Annotated in this window: 13 protein-coding genes; 6 read left to right on the plus strand and 7 right to left on the minus strand. The window is 58.7% G+C overall.

Going from position 1 to position 16,064, the window contains the following annotated elements:
• Positions 1-374: 374 nt before the first annotated feature.
• Entirely contained in the window at positions 375-2,576 is a 2,202-nt protein-coding gene (gene katG / locus ACR0LH_RS20240; protein WP_480722220.1) for a catalase/peroxidase HPI, read from the minus strand.
• A gap of 248 nt (positions 2,577-2,824) precedes the next feature.
• A complete protein-coding gene (locus ACR0LH_RS20245; RefSeq protein ID WP_480722222.1) occupies positions 2,825-3,670 on the minus strand; it encodes an SDR family oxidoreductase in 846 nt (281 codons plus the stop codon).
• A gap of 90 nt (positions 3,671-3,760) precedes the next feature.
• Here ACR0LH_RS20245 and ACR0LH_RS20250 point away from each other — a divergent pair, with 90 nt between their 5' ends.
• Entirely contained in the window at positions 3,761-4,393 is a 633-nt protein-coding gene (locus tag ACR0LH_RS20250) for a class I SAM-dependent DNA methyltransferase (RefSeq protein WP_480722223.1), read from the plus strand.
• On the opposite strand, the gene ACR0LH_RS20255 is transcribed toward ACR0LH_RS20250, so the two are convergent.
• The 3 genes from ACR0LH_RS20255 to ACR0LH_RS20265 are packed head-to-tail and all read right to left on the minus strand — an operon-like array spanning position 4,390 to position 8,341.
• A complete protein-coding gene (locus ACR0LH_RS20255; protein WP_480722224.1) occupies positions 4,390-5,169 on the minus strand; it encodes a carnitinyl-CoA dehydratase in 780 nt (259 codons plus the stop codon). The two genes, ACR0LH_RS20250 and ACR0LH_RS20255, sit on opposite strands and share 4 nt — an antisense overlap.
• Positions 5,166-7,184: an acetate--CoA ligase family protein gene (locus ACR0LH_RS20260; RefSeq protein WP_480722225.1), complete on the minus strand. Its 2,019-nt coding sequence runs from the start codon at positions 7,182-7,184 to the stop codon at positions 5,166-5,168. Before ACR0LH_RS20260 ends, ACR0LH_RS20255 begins: the two co-directional genes overlap by 4 nt.
• Positions 7,181-8,341, minus strand: coding sequence for an acyl-CoA dehydrogenase family protein (locus ACR0LH_RS20265; protein WP_480722227.1), 1,161 nt, complete (start codon positions 8,339-8,341; stop codon positions 7,181-7,183). Before ACR0LH_RS20265 ends, ACR0LH_RS20260 begins: the two co-directional genes overlap by 4 nt.
• Before the next feature lie 77 nt (positions 8,342-8,418).
• Between ACR0LH_RS20265 and ACR0LH_RS20270 the strand changes: the two genes are divergently transcribed.
• A complete protein-coding gene (locus tag ACR0LH_RS20270) occupies positions 8,419-9,360 on the plus strand; it encodes a GlxA family transcriptional regulator (RefSeq protein ID WP_480722229.1) in 942 nt (313 codons plus the stop codon).
• On the opposite strand, the gene ACR0LH_RS20275 is transcribed toward ACR0LH_RS20270, so the two are convergent.
• Entirely contained in the window at positions 9,357-10,346 is a 990-nt protein-coding gene (locus ACR0LH_RS20275; RefSeq protein WP_480722230.1) for a sterol desaturase family protein, read from the minus strand. The genes ACR0LH_RS20270 and ACR0LH_RS20275 overlap by 4 nt on opposite strands.
• Before the next feature lie 13 nt (positions 10,347-10,359).
• Entirely contained in the window at positions 10,360-11,115 is a 756-nt protein-coding gene (locus tag ACR0LH_RS20280) for a class II aldolase and adducin N-terminal domain-containing protein (protein WP_480722231.1), read from the minus strand.
• Between the two features lie 116 nt (positions 11,116-11,231).
• Here ACR0LH_RS20280 and ACR0LH_RS20285 point away from each other — a divergent pair, with 116 nt between their 5' ends.
• From ACR0LH_RS20285 to ACR0LH_RS20300, 4 genes are all read left to right on the plus strand, one after another.
• On the plus strand, positions 11,232-12,107 hold the full coding sequence (locus ACR0LH_RS20285) for a LysR family transcriptional regulator (protein WP_480722233.1): 876 nt from the start codon (positions 11,232-11,234) through the stop codon (positions 12,105-12,107).
• A gap of 142 nt (positions 12,108-12,249) precedes the next feature.
• Entirely contained in the window at positions 12,250-14,052 is a 1,803-nt protein-coding gene (gene ade / locus ACR0LH_RS20290) for an adenine deaminase (protein WP_480722234.1), read from the plus strand.
• On the plus strand, positions 14,049-15,512 hold the full coding sequence (locus ACR0LH_RS20295) for an AMP nucleosidase (RefSeq protein WP_170386791.1): 1,464 nt from the start codon (positions 14,049-14,051) through the stop codon (positions 15,510-15,512). The genes ade and ACR0LH_RS20295 overlap by 4 nt, the downstream gene beginning before the upstream one ends.
• A 130-nt stretch (positions 15,513-15,642) precedes the next feature.
• Complete coding sequence (locus ACR0LH_RS20300) at positions 15,643-15,930, plus strand: HU family DNA-binding protein (protein ID WP_068341148.1); 288 nt, start codon at positions 15,643-15,645, stop codon at positions 15,928-15,930.
• Positions 15,931-16,064: the final 134 nt, after the last annotated feature.

A 16,064-nucleotide genomic window follows, 5' to 3' on the forward strand; every position in this document is an offset into this window, starting at 1 on the left:
AATCACTCAGCGCGCCCGCCTCAATCAATCCCTCAAGATGCCCCCAGTCTCTCCTGAGCGTCTCCGCCGCTTCCGCCGCGTCCCAGCGCCTCACCAGCGCCGGTGAAGGGGTATTTACGGATTAGGTCTGAGACCTGCAACCCCCATTTTGAAAAAACTTCACTTTTCTCGACAGAAACCTACACATCTTAATAAAAACAACATGTTAGCTTAAAAATTTCCCCTTCCGCCCCAGGAATTTAAGGTTTGAGGGGCAGTATCGAATGGCCTTTCGGCGGAATCGTACCCAATGCTTGGTATGCCCGCAGGAAGTGGGTCAAGAAAATGCCGCCCGAGTCTCCCCGTGCGGCACAATCATTGTACATGGCGTGTGCTTATTTCAGGTCGAAGCGGTCTGCATTCATCACCTTGTTCCAGGCCGAGACAAAGTCGCAGACGAATTTGCCCTCTGCGTCAGCTTGGCCATAAACCTCGGCCAGCGCGCGCAGTTGAGAGTTCGAGCCAAAGACCAGATCAACCCGGGTGCCCGTCCATTTGACCTGACCGCTTGCCCGGTCACGGCCTTCATAAACACCTTTGCCCGACGGTTTCCATTCTGTGCTCATGTCAAGCAGGTTGGTAAAGAAGTCATTGGTCAGGGCTCCGACGCGATCGGTAAACACACCGTGTTTGGTGTCACCGAAGTTCGCACCCAGAACACGTAGGCCACCGACAAGCGCCGTCATCTCAGGCGCGGACAAGGTCAACAGTTGGGCTTTGTCTACCAGCAATTCCTCTGGCGAAACCGAGTAGTCGCCTTTCTGGTAATTGCGGAAGCCATCTGCGATGGGCTCCATAACTGCAAAGCTATCGGCATCTGTCTGGTCTTGGGTCGCATCGGTGCGGCCCGGAGTGAACGGAACCTCAACGTCCTGACCTCCGGCCTTGGCGGCCTGCTCGACACCGACGTTGCCTGCCAGAACAATCACATCTGCCAGCGAGACTTTCTTGTTGCCCGACTGTGCATCGTTGAACGCGGCCTGTACGCCCTCTAGCGCGGCCAGCGCCTTGGACAGCTTCAACGGCTCGTTCACATCCCAGTCCTTTTGCGGCGCAAGGCGAATGCGTGCGCCATTGGCACCGCCGCGTTTGTCCGACCCGCGGAAACTCGACGCCGAGGCCCATGCGGTCGAGACCAGTTCGGACACCGACAAGCCCGACGCCGCGATCTTGGCTTTCAGGTCGGCCACATCCGCGTCGTCGATCAGGTCGTGATCCACGGCGGGGACGTTATCCTGCCAGATCAGCTCTTCGGTCGGGGCTTCCGGCCCGATATAGTTCGAGCGCGGGCCCATGTCGCGGTGGGTCAGTTTAAACCAGGCGCGGGCGAACGCATCTGCGAACTCGTCCGGGTTCTCGTGGAAGCGTTTCGAGATCGGGCCATAGATCGGGTCCATGCGCATCGCCATATCAGCGGTGGTCATCATGGTTTTGACCTTCTTGGATGGATCGTGCGCTGCCGGCGCCATGTCTTCTTCTTTGACGTTCACCGGCTCCCAGATATATGCACCCGAGGGGCTTTTGGTCAGGTTCCAGTCATAGCCGAACAGCAGATCGAAGTAACCGTTGTCCCATTTGATCGGGTTCGCGGTCCATGCGCCCTCGATCCCCGAGGTCGTGGTGTCGTCACCCTTGCCCGAACCGAACTTGTTGATCCAGCCAAAGCCCATCTCTTCGATCGGAGCGGCCTCAGGGTCCGGCCCAACCAGATCGGGGTCGCCTGCGCCATGCGCTTTACCAAAGGTATGACCGCCAGCCACCAGAGCAACGGTTTCCTCATCATTCATCGCCATCCGGCCAAAGGTCTCGCGGATATCCCGGCCCGAGGCCAAAACATTCGGCTCTCCATCCGGGCCTTCAGGGTTTACATAGATCAGACCCATCTGCACGGCAGCCAGCGGGTTCTCCAGATCGCGCTCGCCCGAGTAACGGCTGTGCGGATTCTCTGTCGGGGCCAGCCATTCTGTTTCCGAACCCCAATAGATATCTTCTTCGGGGGCCCAGATGTCTTCGCGACCACCGGCAAAGCCAAAGGTCTTGCCGCCCATGGATTCGATGGCGCAGTTACCCGCCAGGATCATCAGGTCAGCCCAGGAGATCTGGTTGCCGTATTTCTGCTTGATCGGCCACAGCAGACGACGCGCTTTATCAAGGTTGCCGTTGTCGGGCCAACTGTTGAGCGGCGCGAACCGCTGGTTCCCGGTAGAGGCCCCACCACGACCATCCGCTGTCCGGTAGGTCCCGGCGCTGTGCCACGCCATACGGATGAACAGACCGCCATAATGACCATAGTCAGCAGGCCACCAATCCTGCGAATCCGTCATCAGCGCGTAGAGGTCTTCCTTCAACGCTTTCATGTCCAGCTTCTTGAACGCTTCGGCATAGTCGAAGTCAGCGCCAAGGGGATTCGACACCGAAGTGTTCTGGTGCAGAATCGAAAGGTTCAACTGGTTCGGCCACCAGTCTCGGTTGGACCGGGTTCCAGCACCGTGCATCACAGGGCATCCGCCCGACTTAGGGTTATCACTTCCGTCCATAACGATCTCCAATCCTGGCTGGGTTCCGGCAGGTTCGCGCGGTTAAAACTCGGTCGATCAAGAACACATATAGATGACACCAATATCCGGCCCAAACGCACAAAAAAGGGGCGTGCGTCTTAGGCGCGGACGATCAGCGACTCTTTGCCTTGTCATTGCAGGTTCTATCAAATTCAAACCATGCAAATAAGTTTTGTTTATGGATCGAAGCGATAAGGAAAAGCTATCACTTATCGACCAGCCATTTGCTAGCTATCGTTGATCAGAGACTCCAGCCCCACCCGGTAATTCGGATAGTGCAGCGTCACTCCAAGCTCATCCTTGATCCTGTCATTTCTGACGCGCTTGTTTTCATTGTAAAAGCTGCGGGCCATCGGGGTCAGATCGGCCTCATCAAAAGGCACGGCAGGCGGCAAGGGCAGACCTTGCAGCTCGGCCGCATAGGCGATCACATCCTGCGGCGGAACAGGCTCGTCATCGCAAACATTGTAGATCGCTCCGGGATTTGGGGCCGCCATCGACGCCACCAGCACCTGCGCAATATCTGCGACGTGGATTCGGGAAAAGACTTGCCCGGGTTTGATAATGCGACGCATCCCAACGCGTTTGAGCTTGGAAAACGGGCCGCGACCCGGTCCGTAGATACCAGCCAGACGAAAGATATGCGTCGGCAGTCCCGGTATTTCCTGCCATTGGGCCTCGGCCCGCATTCTCCACCTGCCGCGCTCGGCTGTTGGTGCAGGTGGGGTTGTCTCATCAACCCAGCCGCCCTGATGATCGCCATAGACCGCCGTGGTGGACAGATACCCGACCCATTCAAACTGCGAAGCGCGCTCTGCGATCTCATCCCGCAGGGCCGCCAGAACAGGATCGCCCTGCGCAGTCGGAGCCGTCGAGATCAGCAGATGCGTGACCCCGTTCAGGTCCGGCGTCTGGCCGGGCCAGACAACAGGTTCGGCCCCGGATGCCTTCAGAACCGGTGATTGCGCAGGGTCCCGCGTGGTGCCCAGAACCCGCCAGCCCATCGGCTGCAACAGCCGGGAAACTTCCTGCGCCGAATAGCCGTGACCAAACGAAAAAAGAGTGCCTGTCATGCCGCCCTTGATGATCTGCAAACTCGGCAGATGCAAGCTTGGGTGCCGAGATACTTGATTCGAATCCCTCAATGCGCCTTTCTTTTAGGCATGAGCACCAAAACACCTGACCTGCACACCGCCTATGCGCTGGAGTCGCCAGAGGATCACAAGCGGCTTTATGCAGAATGGGCCGGCGATTACGACGAGGGGTTCGCCGCGCGCGAGGACTATCAACTGCATGTCCACACCGCGCGGGCTTTTGTCAGCGCCGGAGGCCAAGGTCCGGTACTGGATGTTGGCGCGGGAACCGGGTTGTGCGGCGCCGTTCTTGCCGGTTTGGGCGTTGGCCCGATAGACGCCACAGATATCAGTGCCGAAATGCTGGACCGCGCCATGCGCAAGGATATCTACCGCGATGCGATCGAAGCTGATTTGAACAAAGGTATCCCTGTGCCGCGTGAAAGCTATTCCGGCGTTGTGTCATCCGGCACGTTCACCCATGGCCACCTTGGGCCCGAAGCCCTTCCTGCATTGCTGCGTGTCGCCCGCCACGGGGCGCAGTTCGCGCTGTCTATCAATGCGCAGCACTATGAGAAGTTCGGTTTTGCAGAAGCCCTGCACAAGATGGCGCAGGGTCAGATTCAAAACCTGACTCTGACCGAAGTCCCCATCTATGGCGATCTGGCGGCTGGCCCAAACAAGGACGACACAGCCCTGATCGCCCTGTTCGAGCGCGTCTAGCGCCCCTTCCAGACCGGATCGCGCTTTTCAGCAAAGGCACGTGCCCCTTCCAGGTTGTCCTCGGACCCATACAGCGTATCGACGGTCGGCAATTGCCGCCTCGTGATCCGGTTCATGACGTCCTGGAACTTGGAATCCTCGGCCTCTCGCACAATCTCTTTGATCGCTGCATAAACAAGCGGGGGACCGCTAGCCAGAAGACGCGCCAGCTCCCAGGCGCGATCCATCAACTGATCAGACGGCACGATCTCATTGATTAGACCCCAGCTCTTCGCTTCGTCGGGGTTGAACCAGCGCCCGGTCAGCAGAAGCTCCATCGCGACATGGTAAGGGATACGCTTGGGCAGCTTGACACTGGCGGCATCCGCCACCGTACCGGACCGGATTTCCGGCAGGGCGAAGCTTGCGTGATCGGCGGCAATGATCATGTCCGCGCTCAGGGCCAGTTCCAGCCCACCCCCGCATGCGATGCCATTGACGGCTGCGATGACCGGCTTGTTCATATCGCGCAACTCTTGCAAACCTCCAAAGCCGCCGACGCCATAGTCACCGTCAACCGCATCGCCGTCTGCTGCCGCTTTCAGATCCCAGCCGGGGCAAAAGAACTTGTCTCCACCACCGGTAATAATGGCGACCCGCAGGTCTGGGTCGTCGCGGAAGTCGCGAAACACGTCTCCCATCACGCGGCTGGTGGCCAGATCAATCGCATTTGCCTTTGGCCGGTCCAAAGTGACCTGCAGGATCGCGCCCTCGCGCTTGGTTTTGACCGGGTTCATGAGCTTGCCTTTCGGATCAGAGCATCCACCGCTACCGCCCCATCGGGGCAACAAATGAGCGGATTGATTTCAACTTCGCTGACATGGGCTGCATTGGCAATGACATAGGCTTGCACCGCATCAACCGTATCCAGAACCGCCTGCATGTCCGCTGCCGGTTGGCCGCGGTAACCCGCCAGAAAGGGTGCGCAGGCCAAGTTGCCCAGCGCCTTGCAGACCGCCTGACGCGACGACGGGATCAACAAAGAGACCGAGTCCCTCAGAATTTCCGTCAGCACTCCACCCGCGCCCATCGTCAGCACGTAGCCATGAGCCGGATCGCGCGTCACGCCGATCAGCAGTTCAGCAACCCCGCTTGGCGCCATTTCTTCGATCAGAATCTCCGCCGTTCCAATCTCGGACGCGGCGCGGGCCACGTCCTCAGGGTTCACATTCAGCCGAACGGCCCCCTGGTCGGATTTATGCGCGAGACCGACACCTTTGACCGCAAATGGACCCGCCAATTTCTCGGCCGACTGCCGCGCCAGTTCAGGCTGCGTTACGACGCTTTTCGGCACTCGTACACCGAATTTCGCGAGGGCTAGTTTCGCCTCAGCCTCGGTCAGAATGACATCCGGATCGGCAGAGGACGGCATCAGAACAGGGTCTGCTTGAGTATCGAATGATCGGGATGCGGCTTCAACGGCCGCCAGCGCTTCGTGCAACCCTGCAAAGGGCACTACGCCTCCGTCCAGCAGCCGTTGGGCAACATCCTCGGGCATCAATTCCGGCAAAGTAGCAGTCACCGCAAACGGGCGGCCCGAGCGTGCCACGCAGTTCAAGGCAGCCTGCGTTGCGCAATTCCAATCTGTTGAATCCGTGTGGGGATAATCGACGATTGCCATGGTCAAGCTCTGCTCTGGGCCTATCATGGCGGCCCATGCCTGTGTCATGGCCTCAGTGTCGCGCCAGATATACGTGTGATAATCCAGCGGGTTCGCCAGAGCCACCATTGGCCCCAATGCGTCCCTCAGGTCGGTCCGTTGCGTCGAAGACAGCGGCGGAAAGTGCAGATCCCGGCTTGTAGCCATATCTGCGGCAAGACTGGCCTCTCCTCCGGAACAGCTAATGGTGCCCAAGCCGTTGCTATCCAGCGGTCCGGTCACATGCAGCAGCTTGAGACACTCCAAAAAGCTCGGAATGTCGTCCAACCGCGCGATTCCCAACCGATCCAGCAAGGCCTGCGCACCTGCATCGCCACCAGCCAGTGACGCCGTATGCGAGATCGTCGCCGCCTGCGCATGAGCAGAACGGCCCATCTTGAGCGCAACAATCGGTACCCCTCGAACCCGCGCTTTGCTGGCCAAAGCCTCCCATTTGCGCAGGTCACCGAAACCTTCGATATGCGCGCCAATGGCTGTGATGCGATCTTCGTCCAACAGAGCCAAAGCAATATCGGCCTGATGGGTCTGGGCCTGATTTCCGCAGGTCAGCATAAAGGCCAACGGCAGGGCACGGCGCTGCATCGTCATGTTGATAGCGATGTTGGAACTTTGCGTCAGGATCGCGACACCCCGATCCACGGGCTGCATTCCATGCTGGTCGGGCCACACGGCCACGCGATCCAACCCGTTCACGAATCCATAGCAGTTCGGGCCAAGGATCGGCATATCCCGCGCTGCCGCGATCAACTGTTCTTGAAGGCCCGCGCCTGCGTCGTCTTCGGCCTGCGCCTCGGTAAAGCCCGAGGCGAAACAGATCGCCCCTCCTGCGCCCATCGCGGACAGGACCTCAACCGCTTGAATCGTGGCGTGCCGGTTGATTCCGACAAAAGCTAGGTCAGGCGGTGTCGGCAGCGACTCTAATGAACCGTATGCCTTTTCCCCGGCAACCTCAGCCGCCTTGGGATGAACGGGCCAGATATCGCCCTTGAACCCGAACCTGCGCGCTTGCTGAATGACCGAGGCACACCACGCCCCACCCCCGATTACGGCGATGGACTTAGGGGTTAGCGCACGGGCCAGCGCTGCGGTCATGCGCCCAGTGCCCGCAGCAGATCGCGGCTGATGATGTGGCGCTGAATTTCGCTGGTGCCGTCCCAGATGCGTTCCACACGGGCGTCCCGCCAGAACCGCTCTAGCGGGTAGTCATCCATCAGACCCATGCCGCCATGCACCTGAATCGCCGCATCCGTCACCCGCGCCAGCATTTCCGAAGCATAAAGCTTGGCCGAGGCGATCTCGCGGTTGGAGGGCAGCCCCTTATCCAGCCGATCAGCGGCAGCGAGGGTCAGCAGATCGGCGGCATCAATCTCGGTAATCATATCGGCGATCTGGAACGAGACGCCCTGAAACTTGCCGATCTTCTGGCCGAACTGTTCACGCGTGGCGGCATAGTCCAGCGCATAGTCGAACGCCCGCCGCGCGCGCCCTACAGACATGGCAGCAACGGTGATCCGCGTGGCGTAAAGCCATGTGTTCATCACCTCGAACCCGCCATCGACCTCACCCAGAACCTGTGCATCGGGCAGGCGGCAATCGTCAAAATCCAGCACCATGTTCTTGTACCCACGGTGGCTGACCGACTTGTATCCGTCGCGGATCGTGAAGCCGGGAGTACCGCGATCGACCAGAAAGGCCGTGATGCGTTTCTTGGGACCTTTGGGCGTCTGATCCTCGCCGGTTGCGATGAAGACAATGATGAAATCCGCATGCTCCGCGCCCGAGATGAAATGCTTGGTGCCATTGACGACCCAATCGCCGCCTTCCCGCACGGCCGCACATTTCATCCCCCGCACGTCCGAGCCCGCACCCGGTTCGGTCATCGCTAGCGCGTCCATCTTTTCGCCACGTACGGCGGGCATCAGATAGCGGTCGATTTGTTCGCCTTCGCAAGCCATCAAGATGTTTTGCGGACGTCCGAAGAAATGGTTCAGCGCCATCGACCCCCGCCCTAGTTCCCGCTCAACCAGCGCGAATTCCAGATGGTTCAACCCCGCGCAACCAACACTTTCCGGAAAATTGCAGGCATAAAATCCCAGCTCGATCGTCTTGCGCTTGATCTCGTCGGCGATCTCCTTCGGCACCTCACCCGTGCGTTCGACCATGTCTTCATGCGGGTAGATTTCGTTTTCAACAAAGCTGCGAACGGTTGAAACGATCATCTCTTGTTCGTCGGACAGGCCGTATTGCATTTGGGGTCTCCACATCTGAGGTTGCACATATCCTGACGCGGGTTGATCTTTTTATCGTGCAGAAATAGTCATCAGATATGCAGAAATGGACCAAATCGCCCTCTGCACCGCAGCAATTCGGGGTGCTTCTGTTCGACGGGTTTTCAAACCACTGCCTCGCCAACACGGTCGAGCCACTGCGCGCTGCAAACACGATTGCCGGACAGAAACTGTATGACTGGAGCTTCCTGTCGCTGGATCGTGCGCCCGTGACGTCCTCTTCAGGTTTGCAGGTTGCACCGCACCAGACCCTTCAAGACGCCCGCGGGGATATTCTGTTCGTCATGCCTTCTTACGGGTTCCGGGCGCATGGCGGGTGGCGCACCTTGGCCGGGTTGCGCGCTTCTGCTGGTCGTTATGCAAAACTGGCTGGATTGGACACCGGAAGCTGGCTGCTGGCGCTGGCGGGGTTGTTGGACGGTCATCGCGCTACGATCCACTGGGAAGAACTCAACAGCTTTACCGAGCGGTTCCCGGACATCGACACAAGGCGCGAGCGGTACGTCATTGACCGCAACCGCATCACCTGTTCCGGGGCCATGGCCGCCTTTGATCTGGTCCTGCACCTAATCGGGCAGGATCACGGGCAAGCCCTCGCGCTGGAGGTGGCGCAGTTGTTCATGACCCGCGATTCTGCACGCTCGCATTCCGGTGGAGCAGGGGCGACCAGCGGGTACGTGAACAAGGCGCTGGCATTGATGCAGGAGAATCTGGAAGCGCCGCTGGCTATCACCGAAATTGCCCGCCGCGTTGGACGTTCGCACAAGGCTCTGTCCGTTCGGATGCACGCGGAACTGGGCGCGGGGCCAGCGCAAGTCTACCGCCGCCTGCGCCTGAACCTTGCGCGCAAGCTGGTCGCCGAAACCGACCTGACGATTGCAGAAGTCGCTCTGCGGGCGGGCTATGATGATCCCAGCGCGCTGACCCGGGCATTTCGGGCCGAATTCGGCGTCACGCCACGCGCGTTACGAGCCAGCTAGGTATACATCTGCTTCTTGAATGCACGTGTTCGGGTCGTCGCGTCAGCCGATCCATCATGATAGGTGCCAAACCACTTATCGAACGGGATTTCGGACGTGCCATAGTTGCACTCAAAATACCGGTGGTGGAGTTGGTGAAAGAAATCCCCGGCACGGGCGGCATCCGTGTCTCTGGCCCTGAGCTTTTCAAACCCTGAATGCGACAGCACCGGGCTGATCTGCTGGAAATAGGTATGAAACAGCAGGTGCAGCGGGTGCGACGGCACGATCAGGTGAATGAAATAGGTCGTGAAGTACAAAAGGTTCTCGTACCAATGGTTGGAAATGCCCGACCATGGCCCGATGTTCACGTTACGATGGTGAACCGCATGGACGTGTTTATATAGCTTCGGGTGATGTTCCAGCCGATGAACCCAGTAAAAATGCAGACCTGACCACATCGGGATGAACAGCATCCACACCACGCACCAAACCGGCGCACTGGCCCATGTCACGGTCGGCACGTATCCGTTCGCCATCGCCCAGTAGATCACCCACTGATAAACGGTGGCGACCGTCATCGCGCTACCCAGCGTCCACCAGATGTTGTCCCAGACCTGATTGCGGAATGTGAAGTTGCCGTTGTTGCGAGTCAGGTCCCGTCGATCGAATTTCTTATACATGCCCTGCCCTTTGCGCATGTACAGCCACCAATGAAGGCCACCCGCGACCAGGATCTGCGGCACCATGTTCAACAACCAAATGCGGAACATCCAGCCGGGCGCGAAGCTCTGCATCGTTTCCAGCGCAGGGAAGAAAAACACGTAAGCCGTCACCGCCAGAACCATGCAAAGCGTCAGTGACGTGATCTGCAACCAAGCGCCACTATACCACTGCAAAACGGCTGCGGGACGCGGCGGCCAGTTGAACAATGGGTTCAATCCCACCGGCCCGTCAGGGTGGTAATGCCAACGGGCAGCTTCGGGGTCCTGAGACGCGTTGGTCATCGCGGCCTCCTGCTTATGTGGCGTAGTCTGAACCTTCGGCATCCAGCAGAGATTTGATCTCTCGCAGATGCGCTTCGGCCTGATCGGGATAATCGTCCAGCTCTTGCGCGGTCTTTTCGGCAATCTCGTCCGACAACACGCGCAAAGGCCGCCCGGTCTGAAGCGCACGAATGTACGTTTCGGCTGCGCGCTCAAAATAATAGAGTCTGTTAAAGGCATCCGCCGGGTCGCTGCCGATGACCAACACCCCGTGATTGCCCATGATCATGACTTTCTTTTTGGGGTCCGAAAACATGGCAGCGCAGCGCTCACCTTCGCTTTCAAAGGCCAGTCCGCCAAATTCCTCATCTATCACATATCGGTCGTAGAAAGTTGCCGTGTTCTGGTCGATTGGCGGCAAGGTGCTGTCAGCAAGCGAGGCGAGAACCGTCGCAAAAATGGAATGGACATGCATCACACAGCGCGCATGGGGGCAGCGTCTGTGGATAGACCCGTGCAATCCCCATGCTGTCGGGTCGGGGGCGCCGGGCTGGGTCATGACATCCGGGTCGTTTGCATCCAGAAGCAACAGGTTCGACGCTTTGATCCGCGCGAAATGCATCTGGTTGGCGTTCATCAGGAACTGCGTTCCGTCTGAATTGACCGCCAGGCTGAAATGGTTGGCCACGCCCTCATGCATGTTCAACCGTTCCGTCCACCGGAAAGTCGCGGCAAGGTCAACGCGCTCGGACCAGTGGTCGATATTGGGCCGCAGATTGGTGACGCTCATGTCAGGCTCCTGTCGGGTGGCTTTGGACTGCAAAAAGCCTGCCTTCGCTGTGGAAGTTTGACCAACGAAAAAAACGCAAGTAATCCATTAGTCAAACTTATGCTTGAGTTATGCCAATGCAGAAATCTCTTCCTCCGCTGGGGTGGCTGCGGACGTTCGAGGCCGCAGCACGCCATCTGTCATTCACCGGTGCCGCGCGGGACCTGAACATGACGCAAAGCGCGGTCAGTCAGCAAATCAAGTCGCTCGAGGGCTATCTGGGTCAGCCCTTGTTCTTGCGAAGGCCGCGCGCACTGGAACTGACGGAAGCCGGAATAACCTACCTGCCGGTCGTGCGTGATGCGTTCCGAACTCTGGCTCGGGGCACACAGGCCGTCACCGGCACGCAGCAGAATGCAGTGCAGGTTCAGAGCAACATAACTTTTGCGGTGAACTGGCTTGCCCCGCGACTTCCAAAGTTTAGGGCGCAGCACCCCGAGGTTCAGTTGAACATCTTTACCGAACTCTGGGAACCGCGGGAAATGGCCGAGGGCGCTGCGGTTGAAATCCGATACTCTCTGCGTCCCTCCGATACGGTGCGAACCGAGCTGTTGAGGACCGATCACTACTATCCCGTCTGCGCGCCGGAGTATCAGGTCACGCTGGGAACATTGCAGCAACATCCGTTGTTCGATTGCTCGAACCTGTTGTCGAATTGGGAAAGTTGGGTCGAAGAACAGGGTCTAATATGGGAAAAACCGCCCATCACTTACTCGACAACCTATCTGGTCAGCCTCTCGGTGGCGATGGCAGGCGGCGGGCTGTGCCTGTCGCATGATACCATCGCCCGCAGGTTAATTGACGAGGGCAAGCTCATCGCGCCCTTTGATCATCGCGCGGCGATGCCCGAAGCCTATTACCTGCTGCTGTCGCCTCAGGCCGAAGAAACACCCGGTGCGCTGGCCTTTGCCGACTGGGTGCGCCGCGAGATTGAAAGTGATCTTCAAGCATAACGGAACGCTCCCGCCCATCGGCAATGCCCGCAGGGGGCATCTTCTCTGGTTGGGCCGGGCAGCGCTGACACGCTGCGTGACGGTTTTATGATAGCTGTTCGGCAGGGGTTGAACCTTTCCCGGCATTCGGGAAAGTTGGGCCATGGAATACACACCTTTCCCAAGTTGGCCCGATGTCGCCCCCCGTTTGATCGCCGTCGCCGCAGGGCGCGAGGCCGCTGACCTTATCATACGCGGCGGATCGTGGGTAAACGTGCATAGCCGCGAAGTTCTGCCGGATCACGACATCGCCATTGCGTCCGGGCGCATTGCCTTTGTTGGACCGGACGCTTCGCATTGCGTCGGACCCGATACCCGGATCATCGAGGCAAACGGTCGCTTTATGCTGCCCGGCCTGTGCGATGCCCATATGCATATCGAATCGGGGATGCTGACACCGGCCGAATTCGCCCGTGCGGTCATTCCGCACGGAACCACCAGCATGTTCACCGACCCGCACGAAATCGCCAATGTGCTGGGGTTGGACGGCGTGCGGATGATGCATGACGAAGCGCTGCTACAACCCGTGAATATCTACACCCAGATGCCATCCTGCGCGCCATCTGCGCCCGGTCTCGAAACCACGGGCTATGAGATCACCGCGCAAGACGTTGCCGAAGCGATGTCTTGGCCCGGCATAATCGGGCTGGGTGAGATGATGAACTTTCCCGGCGTGATCAATGGCGACCCCAAGATGCTTGCCGAGATCGCAGCAACGCAAAATGCAGGGAAAACAGTGGGCGGGCACTATGCTTCGCCTGATTTAGGGCCTGATTTCGCGGCATACGTCGCAGGCGGTCCGGCAGACGATCATGAAGGAACCTGTGAAGCGGACGCAATCGCGCGGGTTCGGCAAGGTATGCGATCCATGATGCGGTTGGGGTCGGCATGGTTCGACGTGGAAAGCCAAATCACAGCCGTTACCGAGAAAGGGCTGGACCCAAGGAATTTCATCCTGTGCACGGATGATTGCCACTCGGGGACATTGGTCAATGATGGTCATATGAACCGGGTTGTGCGCCATGCCATCGCCTGCGGGTGCGATCCGTTGATCGCGTTGCAAATGGCCACGATCAACACGGCCACGCATTTCGGACTTGAACGAGAGATCGGCTCGATCACTCCGGGACGGCGGGCAGATATCATTCTCAGCTCTGACCTGACCGAACTGCCGATTGAAATGGTCATCGCCCGCGGTCAGGTTGTGGCCGAAGGCGGGACAATCACGGTGGAGTGCCCGCATCTCGACTGGCCCGAGACCGCACGGAACACCGTCCATCTGGGACATACGCTCGCCGCTGGTGATTTTGAGATCGAGGCGCCCGCCGGGGCCAATCGTGTGCAGGCAAACGTGATTGGCGTCGTTGAAAATCAGGCGCCAACCAAGGCGCTCAAGGCCGAGTTGCCGATCATCGAAGGATTGGTGGAAGGCGAAGGTGAGGTCTGCCAGATCGCGCTGGTCGAACGCCATCGCGCGACCGGAGGGGTCACGAACGCCTTTGTCTCGGGGTTCGGATATCAGGGCAAGATGGCCATGGCGTCCACCGTGGCGCATGACAGCCACCACATGATCGTTGTGGGAACCGACCGCGCTCAGATGGCCCTGGCTGCGAACCGGCTGGCCGAAGTTGGGGGCGGGATCACCATATTCCGTGATGGTGCGGAATTGGCATTGGTCGAGTTACCGATTGCCGGACTGATGTCCGACAGTCCCGCCGCTGACGTGGCGGCCAAGGCTGAACGAATGGTCGAGGCGATGCAGGCCTGCGGCTGTACCCTCAACAATGCCTATATGCAGCACTCGCTTTTGGCCCTTGTCGTGATCCCTGAATTGCGGATTTCCGACCTCGGGCTGATCGACGTGCGCACATTTGAAAAAATTGACCTTCTGGAACCACTTGCATGACAATAATAAAAACACCCGACGTGCCCAGCGCCGAGAAGTTTACCGACCCTGCTGCTGCCGTTGCCCGGCTAGAGCAACTGTATGAACAGGCAACGCGCTTTCTGTGCGACAGCTTTGCCCAGGCGATGGAACAAGGCACGCCGACCGAACGGTATAGGGCTTTTTACCCTGAAATTCGGATCAAGACCTCGTCTTATGCGCAGGTCGACAGCCGTCTGAGCTTTGGCCATGTTTCCGAACCCGGAACGCATGCAACCACCGTCACGCGGCCCGATCTGTTCCGGTCCTACCTGACCCAGCAAATCGCACTGCTGATCAAGAACCACGATCAACCGGTGACGATCGGAGCGTCAGATACGCCGATCCCGGTTCATTTCGCGGTGGCGAACAATCCCGATCTGGTCGTTCCCCATCAGGGTGCAGCCGGTTTCACACTGCGCGACGTCTTCGATGTTCCGGACCTAACCACCACAAATGACGACATCGTAAACGGTGTTCACGATCACGAAGACGAGGATGGCCCCTTGTCTTTGTTTACGGCCCAACGGGTAGATTATTCGCTGGCGCGTCTGGCCCACTATACGGCAACCGATCCCAGCCATTTCCAGAACCACGTGCTGTTCACAAACTACCAGTTCTATGTGTCCGAGTTCGAGAACTACGCGCGCGAACAACTGGCCGATCCCGATAGTGGCTATATCAGCTTCGTATCGACCGGAAATGTGCAGATCACCACGGCGGATGGAGTTCTGGAACAACCGCTCAAACTGCCGCAGATGCCAACCTACCACCTGAAACGAGAGGACGGGTCAGGCATTACGCTGGTCAATATCGGGGTTGGGCCGTCGAATGCCAAAACCGCTACCGATCACATCGCGGTTCTGCGGCCTCATGCGTGGCTGATGGTCGGTCACTGCGCTGGTCTGCGAAACACGCAGGCGTTGGGCGATTTTGTTCTGGCGCATGCCTATCTGCGCGAAGACAAAGTGCTGGACGATGACCTGCCAGTCTGGGTCCCGATCCCTCCGCTGGCCGAGATTCAGGTGGCACTGGAACGGGCCGTGGCCGAGGTCACGGAACTTGAGGGATATGAACTGAAGCGGATCATGCGCACGGGCACCGTCGCCTCGGTCGACAACCGCAACTGGGAACTGCGGGACCAGTCCGGGCCAGTGCAACGCCTCAGCCAGTCGCGCGCCATCGCGCTGGATATGGAAAGCGCAACCATTGCTGCAAATGGCTATCGGTTCCGCGTCCCCTACGGCACCTTGCTGTGTGTGTCAGACAAACCGCTGCATGGGGAATTGAAGTTGCCGGGAATGGCCTCGTCGTTCTATACCACACAGGTCAGCCGTCATTTGGCGATCGGAATACGAGCGATGGAGCATCTTCGCGGCATGCCACTGGAACGGTTGCACAGCCGGAAATTGCGTTCTTTCGATGAAACGGCCTTTCTCTGAAGCAAAAAAGCAACGTTTTCCCCATATTTTTAGGGTTTTCGGCGCTACTATTCGTTGTGTTCAGCCACAATATCCCGTTACAGTTACGCGGTGAGGCCCTATTTATCGGGCACGTTAAGGAGACCAAGAAATGGCAAAGCCTATGACAAAGACTCAGCTGGTTGCTGCTCTCGCTGAGGAAATGGGGACAGACAAGAAAGCCGCCAACAGCGCGCTTGAGGCCATCACCGGCCTGATCACCCGCGAAGTATCCGCCGGCGGCGCAGTGACCCTGCCCGGCGTTGGCAAAATCTACTGCCGCGAGCGCCCCGAGCGTATGGTGCGCAACCCAGCCACCGGTGAACAGTTCAAGAAAGAAGCTGACAAAGTGGTCAAGATGACCATTGCAAAAGCTCTGAAGGACAGCGTGAACGGCTGATCCCAGCCTGTACCGCAAAGTGATTGAGGGTCGCCTGCAGGTGGCCCTTTTTCTTTGCTCTGGCCTATTTTCTCAAGACCCGCCCAACGGCGCGCCCGGAAAAGAAAAAAGGTGCCCATTTGGGCACCCTCGTG

The organism is Ruegeria sp. CL6 (genome assembly GCF_056536465.1).